At 51.2% G+C, this 13,892-nt stretch carries 14 protein-coding genes and 2 pseudogenes; 12 read left to right on the top strand and 4 right to left on the bottom strand.

Annotated elements, in window-relative coordinates:
- Positions 1-441 precede the first annotated feature (441 nt).
- Positions 442-1,203, top strand: a complete 762-nt coding sequence (locus ACZ500_RS13305; protein ID WP_464232946.1) for an FRG domain-containing protein — start codon at positions 442-444, stop codon at positions 1,201-1,203.
- Positions 1,204-2,057: 854 nt separating this feature from the next.
- Here ACZ500_RS13305 and ACZ500_RS13300 read toward each other — a convergent pair.
- Positions 2,058-3,104, bottom strand: a complete 1,047-nt coding sequence (locus ACZ500_RS13300; protein ID WP_464233052.1) for an IS91 family transposase — start codon at positions 3,102-3,104, stop codon at positions 2,058-2,060.
- A 2-nt stretch (positions 3,105-3,106) separates the two neighbouring features.
- Positions 3,107-4,011, bottom strand: a pseudogene (locus ACZ500_RS13295) (tyrosine-type recombinase/integrase).
- A 440-nt stretch (positions 4,012-4,451) separates the two neighbouring features.
- On the opposite strand from ACZ500_RS13295, the gene ACZ500_RS13290 reads away from it, so the two are divergent.
- The 8 genes and pseudogenes from ACZ500_RS13290 to ACZ500_RS13255 all read left to right on the top strand — a co-directional run.
- Entirely contained in the window at positions 4,452-5,381 is a 930-nt protein-coding gene (locus ACZ500_RS13290) for a YceI family protein (RefSeq protein WP_464232945.1), read from the top strand.
- A 713-nt stretch (positions 5,382-6,094) separates the two neighbouring features.
- A complete protein-coding gene (locus tag ACZ500_RS13285) occupies positions 6,095-6,397 on the top strand; it encodes an SDR family NAD(P)-dependent oxidoreductase (protein WP_464232944.1) in 303 nt (100 codons plus the stop codon).
- A gap of 76 nt (positions 6,398-6,473) precedes the next feature.
- Positions 6,474-6,716, top strand: a complete 243-nt coding sequence (locus tag ACZ500_RS13280) for a FitA-like ribbon-helix-helix domain-containing protein (RefSeq protein WP_464232943.1) — start codon at positions 6,474-6,476, stop codon at positions 6,714-6,716.
- Positions 6,713-7,114: a type II toxin-antitoxin system VapC family toxin gene (locus ACZ500_RS13275; protein ID WP_464232942.1), complete on the top strand. Its 402-nt coding sequence runs from the start codon at positions 6,713-6,715 to the stop codon at positions 7,112-7,114. The genes ACZ500_RS13280 and ACZ500_RS13275 overlap by 4 nt, the downstream gene beginning before the upstream one ends.
- Before the next feature lie 485 nt (positions 7,115-7,599).
- Positions 7,600-8,154, top strand: coding sequence for an IS91 family transposase (locus ACZ500_RS13270; RefSeq protein WP_464232941.1), 555 nt, complete (start codon positions 7,600-7,602; stop codon positions 8,152-8,154).
- 375 nt (positions 8,155-8,529) lie between these two features.
- A protein-coding gene (locus ACZ500_RS13265; RefSeq protein ID WP_464232498.1) for an IS3 family transposase occupies positions 8,530-9,992 on the top strand; the annotation gives its coding sequence in 2 pieces (ribosomal slippage) (positions 8,530-8,929 and positions 8,929-9,992; 1,464 coding nt in all).
- On the top strand, positions 9,950-10,294 hold the full coding sequence (locus tag ACZ500_RS13260) for a type II toxin-antitoxin system RelB/DinJ family antitoxin (protein WP_464232940.1): 345 nt from the start codon (positions 9,950-9,952) through the stop codon (positions 10,292-10,294). Before ACZ500_RS13265 ends, ACZ500_RS13260 begins: the two co-directional genes overlap by 43 nt.
- Positions 10,294-10,395 (top strand): annotated as a pseudogene (locus ACZ500_RS13255) (type II toxin-antitoxin system YafQ family toxin); the annotation flags it as partial. The gene ACZ500_RS13260 and the pseudogene ACZ500_RS13255, both read left to right, overlap by 1 nt.
- A 26-nt stretch (positions 10,396-10,421) precedes the next feature.
- Here the strand turns inward: ACZ500_RS13255 and ACZ500_RS13250 are convergent.
- Together ACZ500_RS13250 and ACZ500_RS13245 are read right to left on the bottom strand one after the other, a co-directional pair.
- Positions 10,422-10,538: a hypothetical protein gene (locus ACZ500_RS13250; protein WP_464233051.1), complete on the bottom strand. Its 117-nt coding sequence runs from the start codon at positions 10,536-10,538 to the stop codon at positions 10,422-10,424.
- A 62-nt stretch (positions 10,539-10,600) separates the two neighbouring features.
- Entirely contained in the window at positions 10,601-11,293 is a 693-nt protein-coding gene (locus ACZ500_RS13245) for a transposase (RefSeq protein ID WP_464232939.1), read from the bottom strand.
- On the opposite strand from ACZ500_RS13245, the gene ACZ500_RS13240 reads away from it, so the two are divergent.
- The 3 genes from ACZ500_RS13240 to ACZ500_RS13230 all read left to right on the top strand — a co-directional run bounded on the left by ACZ500_RS13240 (position 11,268) and on the right by ACZ500_RS13230 (position 13,591).
- Entirely contained in the window at positions 11,268-12,014 is a 747-nt protein-coding gene (locus ACZ500_RS13240; RefSeq protein ID WP_464232938.1) for an SAM-dependent methyltransferase, read from the top strand. The genes ACZ500_RS13245 and ACZ500_RS13240 overlap by 26 nt on opposite strands.
- Before the next feature lie 254 nt (positions 12,015-12,268).
- Positions 12,269-12,847, top strand: coding sequence for a flavodoxin family protein (locus tag ACZ500_RS13235; RefSeq protein WP_464232937.1), 579 nt, complete (start codon positions 12,269-12,271; stop codon positions 12,845-12,847).
- 387 nt (positions 12,848-13,234) lie between these two features.
- Positions 13,235-13,591, top strand: coding sequence for a hypothetical protein (locus ACZ500_RS13230; protein ID WP_464232936.1), 357 nt, complete (start codon positions 13,235-13,237; stop codon positions 13,589-13,591).
- The last annotated feature ends 301 nt before the right edge of the window (positions 13,592-13,892 follow it).

Genomic DNA, 13,892 nt, shown 5'->3' with positions numbered 1-13,892 from the left:
AAGCTATTTTATAAACGTGGGAGATCCTAAGGATTCTTCAGGGAAGAAAGTATCGACCAACAAGTATAATAGCGAGGAGGTTGAGATGATCTTTAGGAAGTCAGTCGGGTCATAGTACCGTCGAAGCAGGGTAACGCTCGTGGAGGGAAGGACCCGGGGTAGAATCAATCTGGACAGAGAAACGTCATGAGAACAACAGAGTCTCGATTAATGACGGAAACGAAACTGAAAAGAATAGCTTGGCTATCGAAATCATAGAGCTAAGTGAAGGATTCTGTCTTGAGGCTATTGCCCTAATTGGGCACAATGGGTTCTAACGGGGGGTGCGCCAGGCGACTGGCGCACCTACCCAATCCGCTGAAAAGTAGCGTTAGCGTACTAAGTATAGGGATAAACATGGATTCTTTTCGTGAAGCTTCAATCTGAAACGTCCAAGATTTCGTGGCGTTAGTCGACAAAGAGAAAGATGCGGCTGAAAACGCAGGGAATGATGCTGATTTTCTTTTCAGAGGTCAGCGGAGAGACCTTTCTCTTTTGCCTAAACTTGCTCGCATTAAGCTTCGCGGAGAAATAATCAACATCGAAAACTTGATTATTGATGAATTTAGGAGAGCGAGCTTGCCACTGGCTGAATTCCAGCCGGTTGACGATTGGGATCTTTTGGCTTTAGCGCAGCATCATGGTTTACCAACGAGGCTACTGGACTGGACATATAGTGCTTTAGCAGCATTGTATTTTGTTGTTAGAAAAGCGCCTTACGAAGACAAGGAGGGAAATTTTGAAGATGGTGTTGTTTGGTTGCTCGCTCCGAGCATCGAAGATTTCCGAACGGATACTGAAGAATTTGGTCCCCTTTCAAATAAAATCACCAAAATATTCAGGCCAAAGATAATAAGCAGGCGAATTTCAGCGCAAGGTGGGGCATTTACCGTTCATAAAATCAATGCGAAAGGGCGAGTCGTTAAATTTGAAAAACATGCAAATTTTAAAAAGAAACTTTTGAAAATTGTCGTCCCTTATAATTGTCTCGCGAGAATTCGCCACCGATTAAATATATTGGGTGTAAATAGCTCAACTCTGTTTCCGGATATTGATGGTTTGTGCAAGCATTTACAGTGGCGCTATTCATACTATGAAGATGAGCAACAAATCAAGAAAACGCTAACAAGGCGCTCCAACGGACGCAAAAAGCCGCGCCGCTGAGCTCTTCGTTATAAGCAAGCACCAGAAAACAAATTAAATCAATGGGGAATTATGAAACAAATCATGATCGCTTTTGCAGCATTAGTGATTGTTTTTTTTATTTCCGTCCAATATCATGGCCAAGCAATGGTATGAAGGTGGGACTCTGCACTATGCTACAGTGGCTGAATGGCAAAATGCATCATATACAAATAAAACAGCAACAGCTGGAAGTTATGGGGCGGTGGAAGGCGGAAGGGATAGAGAGAAGCCCAATGCGGAACGCAGGATATGGAAGAAGGAAGCGCCATGGGAAGTGCAGCCGAACTGCACACCACCCCAGAAAGGATGCATGTAAGGGATGAGGCTATCTGGTATACAAATTGCTTTTCAACCTGTGCGCGCCTGAGATATCATAGGCTATACTCGATGACTATCTGAGAATTGTGCTATTGTTTAGATTGGAGAATATTTTTATAATTAATTATTATAATGTATAATATTGACACATAGTTTAATTATAGTAAAAGATATTAAAATGAAGCGGTTGAAGACCATCCTCACTTTTGCAATCGTGCTCTTTCTCACGATCCTCGTGGCTAACGAATAAGGATAGATCGTGTGAGCGTAGCGAGCCACGATCTTATCCTGTAGTTGGACGAGCCCGGTCCAGGCATGCCGAGCAGGGCTCCTTATATAAGCAAATATCTTTTTTAGAACGGGAGGGAGGTGGCGCTTGGAGAGTAAGTGGTCTCTGTCTTGGGCGAGCGGGACCGTTTAGCCCGGAAGAGGGCCAAGAGAAAAGGCGAATTTATATCAAAGACGATCAATGCTCCTGTAATCGAGTGAATGGGGGGTTGCGCCGCTTGAAGTGCTTATCCCGAAGCCGAAGCGGGCCTTCTAAAAGCAATGATTTTCATCGCGGCCCGACATATAGGGCATTTGAAGACGGGTCTGGGCCGGTGTGGACAGGCTTCGATCAACAGCTGCAGGACCACCTGAACGAGCGACAGAAGCTTTTTGGCGTTGCCGTGTAAAAAGCCGTAGTCCCTGACCCGTCGGTAGCTTTTGGGGAGAACGTGCTGCAAAACGAGCCACAGGAAATCTTCGCCTTTGAGCGTGCGGAGGCAGGTTTCGCCGGTGTTTTTCACATACCTGAAAGTAACGTTTCCCTCTTGGTTGGAGACGATGTTGCTTTCAAGGATGACGCCTCTATACAGGTAGCGAGACAAGTATTTCAAGGCCGGCAGGCCCTTGCCGACGTGAGCGCAGTTGGCCACCCATTTATCGGGCAATGAATTGGGCGCGGGGAGGCCGGCTTTGCTCAGCCCCTCCAGGAAGCGGGCGCGAAACACCTTTGCCAAGGCGAATTCATTGAAAAGGTACTTGCCTTTTTTCTTTTTCCATTGTGTTCGGGTCTGATCGACGCCTCCGCCCGGCACAACGACGTGAACGTGAGGATGAAAGTCCAAACGCCTGTTGTGAGTATGCAGGACCGCAGTCATGCCTATTTTGGCGCCAAGATGCTTGGGATTCAAGCCGAAGTCTTTCAGACTGCTGGAAGCGCAGGAGAACAAGAGATCATAGACAACCTTTTGGTTCTCCCAAGCGAGGAATCTGAGTTCATAGGGAAGGGTGAAGGTTGCCATGGAGTACTCAACCGGCAAAAGCCTGGCCTGTTGCCGATCCAGCCAAAGAGATGCCTCGTGGTTTTGACATTGCGGGCAGCTGCGATGCCCGCAGGAATGAGGCCTCCACATTGCGTGGCCACATTGCGGGCATTGAACGAACATCTCGCCGGCATCCGGCGTTCGGCATCGCCTGATGGCATCGATTGCGCGAAGATGGCCGGGCAAAAGGCGCGAGCCGTATTCAGCCAGCAGGGCGTCGTAGTACTGATCAAGAATAGAGGCGAGTTGGATGATTACAGCCTCCTTAGGTCCACATGGAGGCCGTTAACCAAACGGTTGATGGTGTCAAACGAGGCTTGTTCGGCGACGTGGGTTAGATGAGCATAGCGAGCGGTGGTGGTGGGGCTTGCATGACCGAGCAGCACCTGAATATGACGAAGGCTCAGGCCCTGATCAAGCAGATGGGTGGCGAAACTGTGGCGCAGCGAGTGGATCGAAACTTTTTTTTAATCCCGCACTGCTCCACCACCGCTTTCATGGCAGCCTGCGCGCCGCCGCGGTCCATGTGGGTAGAGGCGGTGCGAATGTGCTCAGGCGAGCCCACTGCGCTGGGGAACAGCCAGCAAGGGTTGTGGTGTTTGAGCCACAGAGCGCGAAGTGCTTGATAGGTAAGGTCGGGCAGTGGGACGAAACGATCTTTGTGCCCCTTGCCGCGCCGGATATGCACCTGTTTGCGTTTGCCATCGATGTCGCCCACCTGCAAAGACAGGGTCTCTCCAAGACGCAGGCCCATGGAGTAGGTTGCCAAGAGGAAGACCCTGTAGCGGAGTTTGCGAGTAGCTCCGATTAATTGCTCAACCTCTTCGACGGCAAGGATGTCGGGCAACGATTGTACTTTGGGAGCTTTGACGATGTTTACCCAGTCCCATTCGCGTTTGAGCACATGCTTCCAGAAGAATTGCAGCCCGTTTCGGTCTACCTTGACGGTGCTCCAGGAGTGGGACTCGACCAAGTCGGAAAAATACTGTTCTCGTTGCTCCAGGGTCAATTGATCGGGGCAGCAATCGAAATGCTCCCTGATCCGGCGCACAGCCCGAGAATAGGCGGCAATGGTCTTCTGACTCTTGCCTTGAAGCTTGAGAAAACGCAAATGCTGCTGGTAAAGCCCGTTGAACCGATCCGTTTCTACCTTGTTCATCGCATACCCCTTTCTTTATTGGCCCGGAATTGGGCAAATATGGGAGTATACAATGATTTGAGGTTTTTTTCCGCCGCGTAGCGGCTTCGTCCAACCACGCGAAGGACCTGCCAAGGCATTGCTTAGGATTGCCTCAAGGAATCCACAGACTGTACTTTAAGGCCATTTACTTAAGGAAAAAGACGGCGCTTAAATGTCACCCCGGCGAAAGCCGGGGTCCAGAATTCATTCGAGATACTGGATTCCGGCTCCCGGATCGGAGTCCGGGACAGGCTCCGCCGGAATGACGCACGGGGGGTGAGCCATCAGGATAAATACCTTAAGTCAATGACATTGGGCTGTACTTGATGCTTTACAGGCGGAATGAGCCTCAGCAACAACCGAATTCACTCGGATGTGATTTACCCTGTTTTAACCTCTCTGAAAAAGGGGTATCCAACATGCCAGATCAAAAAAATTACCAAAAGCTTTCGCCCCATGAACTCAACCGCTGGATGGAACAGAAGAGGTCTTTTTACCTGATCGATACACTAGTGGACGATCATTTTCAAAGAGTACATCTTCCTTTCGCTGTTAATGCCTGTGTGTTTGAGGCAATTTTTATGGATAATATTCAAAAAATTATCCACGACAAATCGCTCCCGATTGTGGTTTACGGATTCAGCAGCCGATCCATGGACGCTGTCTGCGCCGCCGGAAAGCTTATTGATCACGGCTACAAGGATGTTCATGTGCTTGAAGGAGGCGTTTCAGCCTGGCGCGACCTGAAGATGCCGCTTGAAGGTCAATCGACCGGTGCCCCTGATGATCCCGAGACCTTCCTTTCACTTGAAAACGGTTCTTACAGGGTGGATACGGAGCAAAGCACCATAATGTGGTGGGGGCGCAATCCAAACACCACCCATTATGGAAACATTCAAATCGCTGAGGGCGAGCTGACGGTCAGCGACGGTAATATTGAAGGCGGCGTCATTATTGACATGGATTCCATCAGCAATATCGACCTCCAAGGAAACGAACTGCAGCCGATCCTCATTTCACATCTCAAAAGTGATGATTTCTTTCTAACGAAGCTTTTTCCGAAAGCCGAATTTATCATTTCGCACGCCAAACCTGTTGAAAAGCCCTATTTGAGCACTCCCAACTATCATGTCAGCGGATCACTCAATATCAGGGGCTTTTCAGCCGAACAGGATTTCATGGCCACCATCGCTCAGGCCCCGGAAAAAGGACTCATTGCTGAAGCTCATTTTGACATCGACCGGACCCGCTGGGATGTGATATACGGCTCGGCTCGATTTTTCGAGCATCTCGGAATGCATCTGGTTTATGACATCATCAGTTTTCAGGTGCGGTTGATCGCCGATTGATCCCTATGCGAATTGTCAGGATTAAAGAAAGCGGAGCGTGCTTGAAAGGCAGGCTGCCCTGCACCCCGAAACCTGGACCAGGAGAAATGTTAGAATACCCTGAGAATGAAGAGGAGGGTTCTGATGAAAGGCACGCGGTTCAGTCAGGAGAAGATCATTTGGATTTAAAAAGAAGCGGACTGCCGGACGAGCAGTATCGGCGAGTTGTGTAGGAAGCAGGGTGTTTCGGAGCAGTGGTAACAGATGGGGACAAGTATTCGGTTGTCCTGGAAAACGAGCGAGTCAGGGTGCTGAGGTACCACGATATCCCTGGGGATAGGACTTCGCAACACGTCCACCCCGATTACGTCTCGTATGCGGAGTCTTCTTTCAAGCGGCGTTTGTCACTTCCTGATGGTCGAAAGCAGAATATTGACGTCAAGGCTGGAAGTATTGTTTGGATGAAAAGGCATACCCACATCGGCGAAAACATAGGTGATACGGATACTAACGTAATATTTGTCGAAATAAAATAAAGCGTGATTTAAGACAAGACGACAACGCATATTAAATAGGCAGATCGAAACGTCCAATCATAGTTTGGAGAGGGACCGGGCAATGCGGGACGCTTTTGAAAAGCCTTTCCTGTCCTGGCCCCTCAAACTTACGTTCGGCAGCGTCAGATTTCTATCACGCACGTTGAGAAATGCCAGTAGGTTCAGACGGGGGAGCCTATGAACCGATTGAAAGGTATGGCAGTGCTTCTTACGGGCGGTTTTCGCGGTATTGGACCTATAGTAGCCGGGGCCCTTGCCAAGCGAGGTGCCGATATCGCACTCGCGGCTCGGTCAAAAACTGGTTTGGATGAAGCGGCGAAACGCCTAGAAGAACTGGGGGTCAAGATTCCTACAATACCCGTCGATCTCAGGCAACAATCCGCACGCTGCGTTCCGTGGGAGCCGGAGGCGGGGTACCGCCTCCGGCGACCCGGTGGGGGGGGTCGCGAGGCTCCCCGCTATCCCGATTGGCTGGTATAAAGAATGACTTGCGCTTGACAAAACGCCTATTCGGTTTCATAATGGTTTCACAATGAAATCATTTGGAGGTGTTAATATGGCAACTGTTACGGTAAAGAATATACCTAATGATCTTTACGAGCGGCTTAAGTCAGTCGCAGAAATAAATCGGCGTTCCATCAATAGCGAGATTATCATGTGCATTGAAAATACTATTATAAGCCGCCGAATCAATCTCAGCGAGGTACTTGAGAATGCTCGCCAGCTCCGCCGGTTGACAGCCGGACATCCGATTAGTGACGAGGAATTTAACCAGGCAAAATCAGAAGGTCGGTTATGATTGTGGTGGATACAAATGTTATTGGCTATCTCTTCCTGTCAAGCGAGCAATCGGTTCTAGCGGAACGAGCCCTACAAAAGGACAATGAGTGGGCGGCACCAATTTTATGGCGTAGCGAATTCCGCAATGTCCTTACTCTTTATATGCGAAAAAATATCATAAAATTGGAGCAAGCTCAGCAGATAATGAATAGTGCCCTGAACTTGCTGAATGGACGAGAATATGAAGTTCCATCATATGAAGTTTTAAGGCTTACCTCAAGAAGCGATTGCTCTGCTTATGATTGTGAATTTATCGCTACGGCAAATGACCTGAAAGTCGCTTTAGTGACTGTTGATAAGCAACTGTTGCGTGAGTTTTCTTCAGTGGCAATATCACTAAATTCGTTCGGCAAATAGTTGCGGTATGGTGCCAGCCAACCATGCCAATTCAGCGGATCGCAAAAAGCGCGCGCCCGCTGGTTGGCTGCGTTCGGCCCCGCAGGAGATGCGCATGAATGAGGTAGCGCCGTCTTGAGAGTACAGGTTTTCAAACAGGAGTTTCAGAGTTTGAAGTTGAAAGAACTCCCAACATCCTGCAATTACGATGTAATACAGCTTCGGAGTTGTAGAACCTAACCGTTAGCTATTTGTTCATACCCAAGGGCGGCCAGCACTTTGGTCTGGATTTCATTGGGTTCCTCGATCTGAACGGATGGTACTTTTCTGCGAGGATGCCAAGTGAGAACACAAGGGATGAAAGACCGCGACACCTTATTGGGCGAGAAGAATCTCGAGATATTGCGTGTGTACTATAGATCTATCGGCCTTCGGACTGGCTGTTCCCCGGCAGGCCCCCTTCGGAACCCATCAAGGAGTTGACGCAAGATGGCAGGTACCTGGGGGTGGAAGTGGGCTTCGTCGCGACCCTGCATACCTGGTCGCAGACCCTTGTGGACCACCCGCATGTGCATTGTATTGTGACAGGAGGAGGGTTGTTCCGGGGGAAGTTCCTGGTCTCCCTTAAAGAGGCCTATGAAAAGGGGAAACTGGTATTTCCTGGCAGGATCGCGTCGTTGAAGGAGAGGAGGGTTTTCAAGGCCCTGCTCAAGGATCTCTACGCACAGGACTGGGTGGTTTACTGTAAATCACCGTTCAGGAGCGCAGAAACGGTGGTGAATTATCTTGGGCGCTATACCCACCGGGTTGCCATCTCGAATCACAGACTGGTGGCGCTCGAGAATGGCCGGGTTACTTTCCGTTATCGTGATCGCAATGACCACGACGCGCTAAAGCTCATGACCCTGGATGCCTTTGAGTTCATCCGACGCTTTTTGCTGCACATCCTGCCTGATGGGTTCATGAAGATCAGGCACTACGGCATCCTGAGCAACCGGAGCCGAAAGACGAAGGCAGAAGGAGGCGTGGCAAGACCTTTTTGCCAGGGTCACTGGTGTTGATCCCAGGGTCTGCCCATATTGCGGGAAAGGAAAGATGATCCTCAAGGAAGTTCTCAACCCGTCCAAACTCCCTTTGCCTCCAATGAGGATCATTTTATCCGATCGCAAACCCCATACCCCGGCGATGGGCACGTATCATCGCAAAGGAAGAGTATGCACTTACCGTCAGAATCCCTTTCCCCAGACGCCTCCGGCGTGCACCGTAGGCCGCAATGTTTGATTCTGGGGTGCCGAAAACGCTATTCACTTGTCAAAGCCCTCTGTGTCAATGTGGGTGAGACACGCCCCCCTTGAAAATTTAGTGTAGGGCGGGTAAGGTTTTAAGCCATGAAGAAGCTAACGCAAATTGCATTGAAAAGGTCCAGGGTTGAGGAAATGGGCCCTGTGGGTGACCCGGTCGCCCTAGGGGCGACCGGGTCACCCACAGGGCTTGAAGCGGTCGAGCCTCCAGACCCCGAGGTTGTCGCGAGAAAACGGCGCCGCAATTTTACTGCCAAATACAAGCTGCGTATGCTTGCAGAGGTCGACAAGTGCTCTGAACCCGGAGAAGTGGCCTCCCTGCTTCGCCGTGAAGGGCTTTACTCTTCGAATCTGACCTGTTGGCGGCGCCAGCGGGAAGAGGGGATGCTGCACGCACTTCAACCGAAGAAACGCGGCCGCAAAGAGATCGAGAAAAATCCGTTGGCACCACGCGTTGCGCAGCTCGAAAAGGAGAATCGGAAACTCAAAGAGAAGCTGCACAAAGCTGAAACCATCATCGAAGTTCAAAAAAAAATTTCAGAGATCCTGGGGATCCCTCAAGACCAGGACAAGGGCAGCGGAAGGATCTCATGATTGTGGCACAGAATCTCCATCGGACAGTGGGGATAAAATCCGCCTGCAGCGCATTGAGCGTTTCTCGTGCCACTTTTTACCGTCACACCTCGAACAACGACACTCCCATGGAAAAGATCTGCTCGCCTGCTCCGCCTTTGGCCTTGATGCCCGCAGAAAAGCAGGCCGTGATCGACGTGTTGCATTCGGAGCGTTTTCAGGACATGGCACCACATCAGATCTATACCAATCTTCTTGATGATGGGCAATACTTGTGCTCTGTAAGCACCATGTACCGATTCATCAGGGAAATACACGGTGATGTCAAAGAGCGTCGTCGTCAGGTGCAACGACCACATTACGAAAAACCTGAATTACTGGCTACAGGTCCGAATCAGGTCTACTCCTGGGATATTACTAAACTCAAAACATCGCAAAAATGGACTTATCTTTACCTGTATGTCATCATAGATATTTTCAGCCGCTATGTCGTTGGTTGGTTGGTAGCCCCCCATGAAAGTAGTGAATTGGCCAAACACCTGATCGAGGAAACCTGCATCAAACAGAACATCGAACCTGGAACACTGACGCTGCACGCTGATCGCGGCTCCAGCATGAAATCTAAGGCCGTCGCTCAACTTCTGGCTGATTTGGGCGTTACCAAGACCCACAGCCGGCCGTACGTCAGCAACGATAACCCCTATTCAGAATCCCAGTTCAAGACACTGAAATACTGCCCGCAATTTCCAGGCACATTCGGTTCTATCGAGGATGCCACGGCGTTTTGCCGGTTCTTCTTTAACTGGTACAACAAGCACCACCATCATTCCGGGATCGCCATGATGACACCGCAAAGCCTTCACTACGGCCATGCCCAGACCATTCAGAAACAACGCCAAGAAGTCCTCTTTGAGGCCTTCCAGCGTTTTCCCAAAAGGTTCAAGGGCATCGTACCACAACCTACCCCCTTACCCGATGCCGTATGGATCAACAAACCGTCGGCGAGCGATGCGGGGGTACAGTAATTTATCGCATGGCGTGTCTCATTTTCATTGACACATTCCGCATGGGTAAATCATCCACCATCAGAGCCAGAATTGAACCCGATTTAAAGGGCAAAGTTGAGCGCATATTTCAGCAGCTTGGGCTGACTACAACCCAAGCGATTACTTTGTTTTATAAGCAGGTCGAATTAAAAAAAGGGCTGCCTTTTGACGTAGCCATTCCTAACGAGGTCACTCGCAAGACGTTTTCCGATACGGATGCCGGACGTGACCTGATTATTTGCAATGACGCCGACGATATGTTCAAAAAGTTAGGCATCTAATGCTGACCCCCGCATATACAAAGCAGTTTGAGCGCGACGCTAAGCGGATGAAAAAGCACGGAAAAAACCTTGAAAAATTGAAAATAATCATTCGTTCTTTAGTGGTTGAGGAGTTGCTTGATGACATTCATCGTGACCATAAGCTGATTGGCGATTGGGAGTGGGACCCGGCCAAATCGGAAAAATACTGTTCTCGTTGGTCCAGGGTCAATTGATCGGGGCAGCAATCGAAATCGTCGTTTATTCGTCGGACAGCCCGAGAATAAGCGGCGATGGTCTTCTCACTCTTGCCTCAATGTCATTGACTTAAGCTATGGGCTTGTAGGCCATAACGGCAATTTTCAGTTTCGGCCCCCTCTTTCTGGGATTCTTCCGGCCTGGTCGGATAATCGATAAAGAGTTAGCGAGGAGCGAGAGGAGGCTGGGAAGGATTTTGGTGATGTGTCGCCGAGCAAAAAGGAGCACGACGTTGCTTTTCATAGATGAAAGCGCATAGATGAAGCTGACCTGATACCTGAGCCGTTCGGGATGGTTTTTGGCCTGCTCCTCAATAAGATCTTGAACTGGATGAACGATCATGGCAGTCAGGTTGGCTGTCAAAACTCTGGCGTGGAAATCTTGGAGGACAGCGAGCGAAGATTTTCCCGAAATGTTCTCGATTTCGATGCGGCATTTGAAATGGCTGTAGGCGGTCTCCACAGGCCAGCGCTTGGTGTTCAGCTCTTTGAGCTCAGCCAAAGGAAACTGGCGTTTGTCAAGGAGGGAAGTCAAGAGAACGCCCTTTACCTTGTTTTTCAATGCGAACCGGAGGACGCGAACTCTCAGGGGATTGGTGCTCAAGTTCTTCTCTTGGCAGAATTTTATGGCGGCGGGCGACGGTTTAAGGGTAACGATAGCCTCGCGCTTTCCGGAGCGGAGGAATTCCCTGACAAGATCTGAATCCTTTTTCATCCTACAAAGGAGATTTTCTGCATTGGATATTCCACGGATCTTCAACATTACCGAAAGTGCTCACCGCATCCATAACCCGCTCACACCCGAAAAGCTCGCCACTCTCGGCGCGGCGCTGCGTCTCGAAACGGGAACCCGAGTGCTCGACCTCGGCAGCGGTTCGGGGGAGATGCTGTGCACCTGGGCACGCGATTTCGGAGTCATCGGCACGGGTATCGACATGAGCCCCTTATTCACCGAGAAAGCGAAACTCCGCGCTGAAGAACTCGGTGTCGCCGATCAAGTCAAGTTCATCCATGGCGATGCTGGCGGCTATGTCTCTGACGAGAAGGCCGGTGTGGCAGCCTGTGTCGGTGCCACGTGGATCGGCGGGGGAGTTGTCGGTACCATCGAGCTGTTGGCGCAGAGCCTTGGCCCGGGAGGGATCATCCTCATCGGGGAGCCCTATTGGCGGCAGATACCGCCGACGGAAGATGTTGCCAAGGGGTGTCTTGCCCACTCAATCTCCGACTTTCTCCTGCTTCCAGAACTTCTCGCGTCTTTCGGCCGCCTCGGCTACGACGTCGTGGAAATGGTTTTGGCGGACCAAGACAGCTGGGACAGATACGAGGCGGCCAAGTGGCTCACCATGCGCCGTTGGCTTGAAGCCAATCCCGACGACGAGTTCGCGAAAGAGGTCCGAGCCCAACTGACCTCGGAACCCGAGCGCTACGCCGCTTACACGCGTGAATACCTGGGCTGGGGCGTGTTCGCGCTGATGACGCGGTGATGTGGGGGTTGCCGGGTGACTCAGAAGGTGGGGAAAAACCGAGATGGATTCGTCACGAGAGCTACCGGAACGGTTGGCCAAGGTGCCGGTCCTCGCCGAGGGGTGGAATGAACAGGGAGAGATGCTGGTGTGATCCGACTCAAGATAGTCATTAGCTCTGTGCAAAAGGAGTTGGAGGAAGGGCCAAACCGTGGCTGTTGCGGACACGCTGCCGGGTGCCGCACAGCCGGGAAAACTGGAGGGAAGACCAGAAAGTGAAAATATTGGTGCTGAACGGAAGCCCTCGGCGAAATGGAACGGTCGCTTCACTTCTAAAATCGGTAACGGAATCACTATCGGCCGAACATGATATCGAGTGGATCGATGTATGCAGCCTCGACATGAAATTTTGCACAGCCTGCATGGCCTGCCGAGAGAAAGAAAGATGTATTTTGCCTGAAGATGATGCGCACATAGTGGGTAAGAAGATTCAGGATGCTGATGCCTTGGTTATTGGTACGCCGACGCACTGGGGGAATATGTCCGCGCCGCTAAAGCTTCTTTTCGATCGCAATGTGTCAGTATTTATGGGGGAAAGTCCTAAGGGAATGCCAGAACCAAGGCAGAAAGGAAAGCGGGCCGTCGTTGTGACGGCTTGCACGACACCGTGGCCTTTCAATTTCATTTTTCCCGAGAGCAGGGGAGCCCTCCGAGCGGTCAGGGAAGTTTTACACTACGGAGGCTACAAGATAGTGGGAAAAATAACAAAACCAGGGACCAAAAAGTCAAATGAGATTTCTCCATCGTTAGCGGGAAAGGCGAAGCGATTGGGGAAAAAACTCATACAGAGATAACCTTCCAAGAACTGCATTGCCTCGGGCTGGCAGCGGAATTGCCAGCCGCTTATGCGGGGCGTCGGGCAGAGTTGATTGCAATTGGGATATTTATGCGTGAAAAGCAAGAGATTATCGAACGGCCGTGGATTTGTCAGAGCTGGAACCGATTGTGGGCCCATTGAAAGAGTCTTTTGCCTCGCATTTTATGGGAAAAGCCCCGTAAGAGCTGTACGAAGAGCGTCGGCAAAAAGCTCTCTGGGCGTATGCGGCACGTTCACTGCGAGGGGGTTGTCAGGGGAGAATCCGTGTTCGGGTATCATTGCTGTGATGGCCGGCAGGGGTTTTGAGGCCATACGACCTTTCGCGGCGGATTCTTCTTGCGGGCTAACGGTTAGGGAAATTCACATGAATCTGACCTTTGCGCCCGGGGCGCGGATCGAGGTGCGGGATGCGGAGCGGGTCGTGCGGCGCGTGGACCGGAGTCCACCGGCTGTCTGCCACGCACGAGGAAAACCGGCTTCCGCAGGAACTTCGGGTGCCCACGCTGGTGTTTGCATCGAGGGGCCGCGTTCGACGCGGCGCGAATCGAAGGTGGAGGCCTTCCTCAAGGAAATCGAGTGCGACGAGCAACCCTACAGCCGTTTCACCGACGAGGCCGGTGCACTATTGCTGGTAAGGAGATTCGAGGCCGCCCATCGTCCTGGCTTCAAGCAGACTCTTCAGGGTATCGAGAAGGGCGCCGCCCCGAGCCCGAAGGTTTGACGAAGCATATCGCCGGTCCGCCAAAACACGGAGATCGGATCCATCCGATGCTCATCGGTGGCCTGAATCCCGGCAGCAATGCCCAGTCAGTTGTGCATCGATCCGTTTCGAGGCCCCTTCGAGGATCCCCCATTGCCTTGTCCGTCCCCGTTCCCGGCCGAATCTCCTCCCGAGCCAAATATCCCCTATCCGCATAAATTCAACCGGATGCATGCCTGCAGCATAAATAGCGACCGCCCGATGGCGCGGCCCTCACCCGGCTTGGCGCAGAACTTGCGATATACGGCTGCTTGACCTGCGC

This window comes from Desulfatiglans parachlorophenolica (assembly GCF_055394735.1).
Note: the sequence above shows the minus strand (reverse complement) of the source record. Positions and strands in the feature narration are given on the sequence as shown.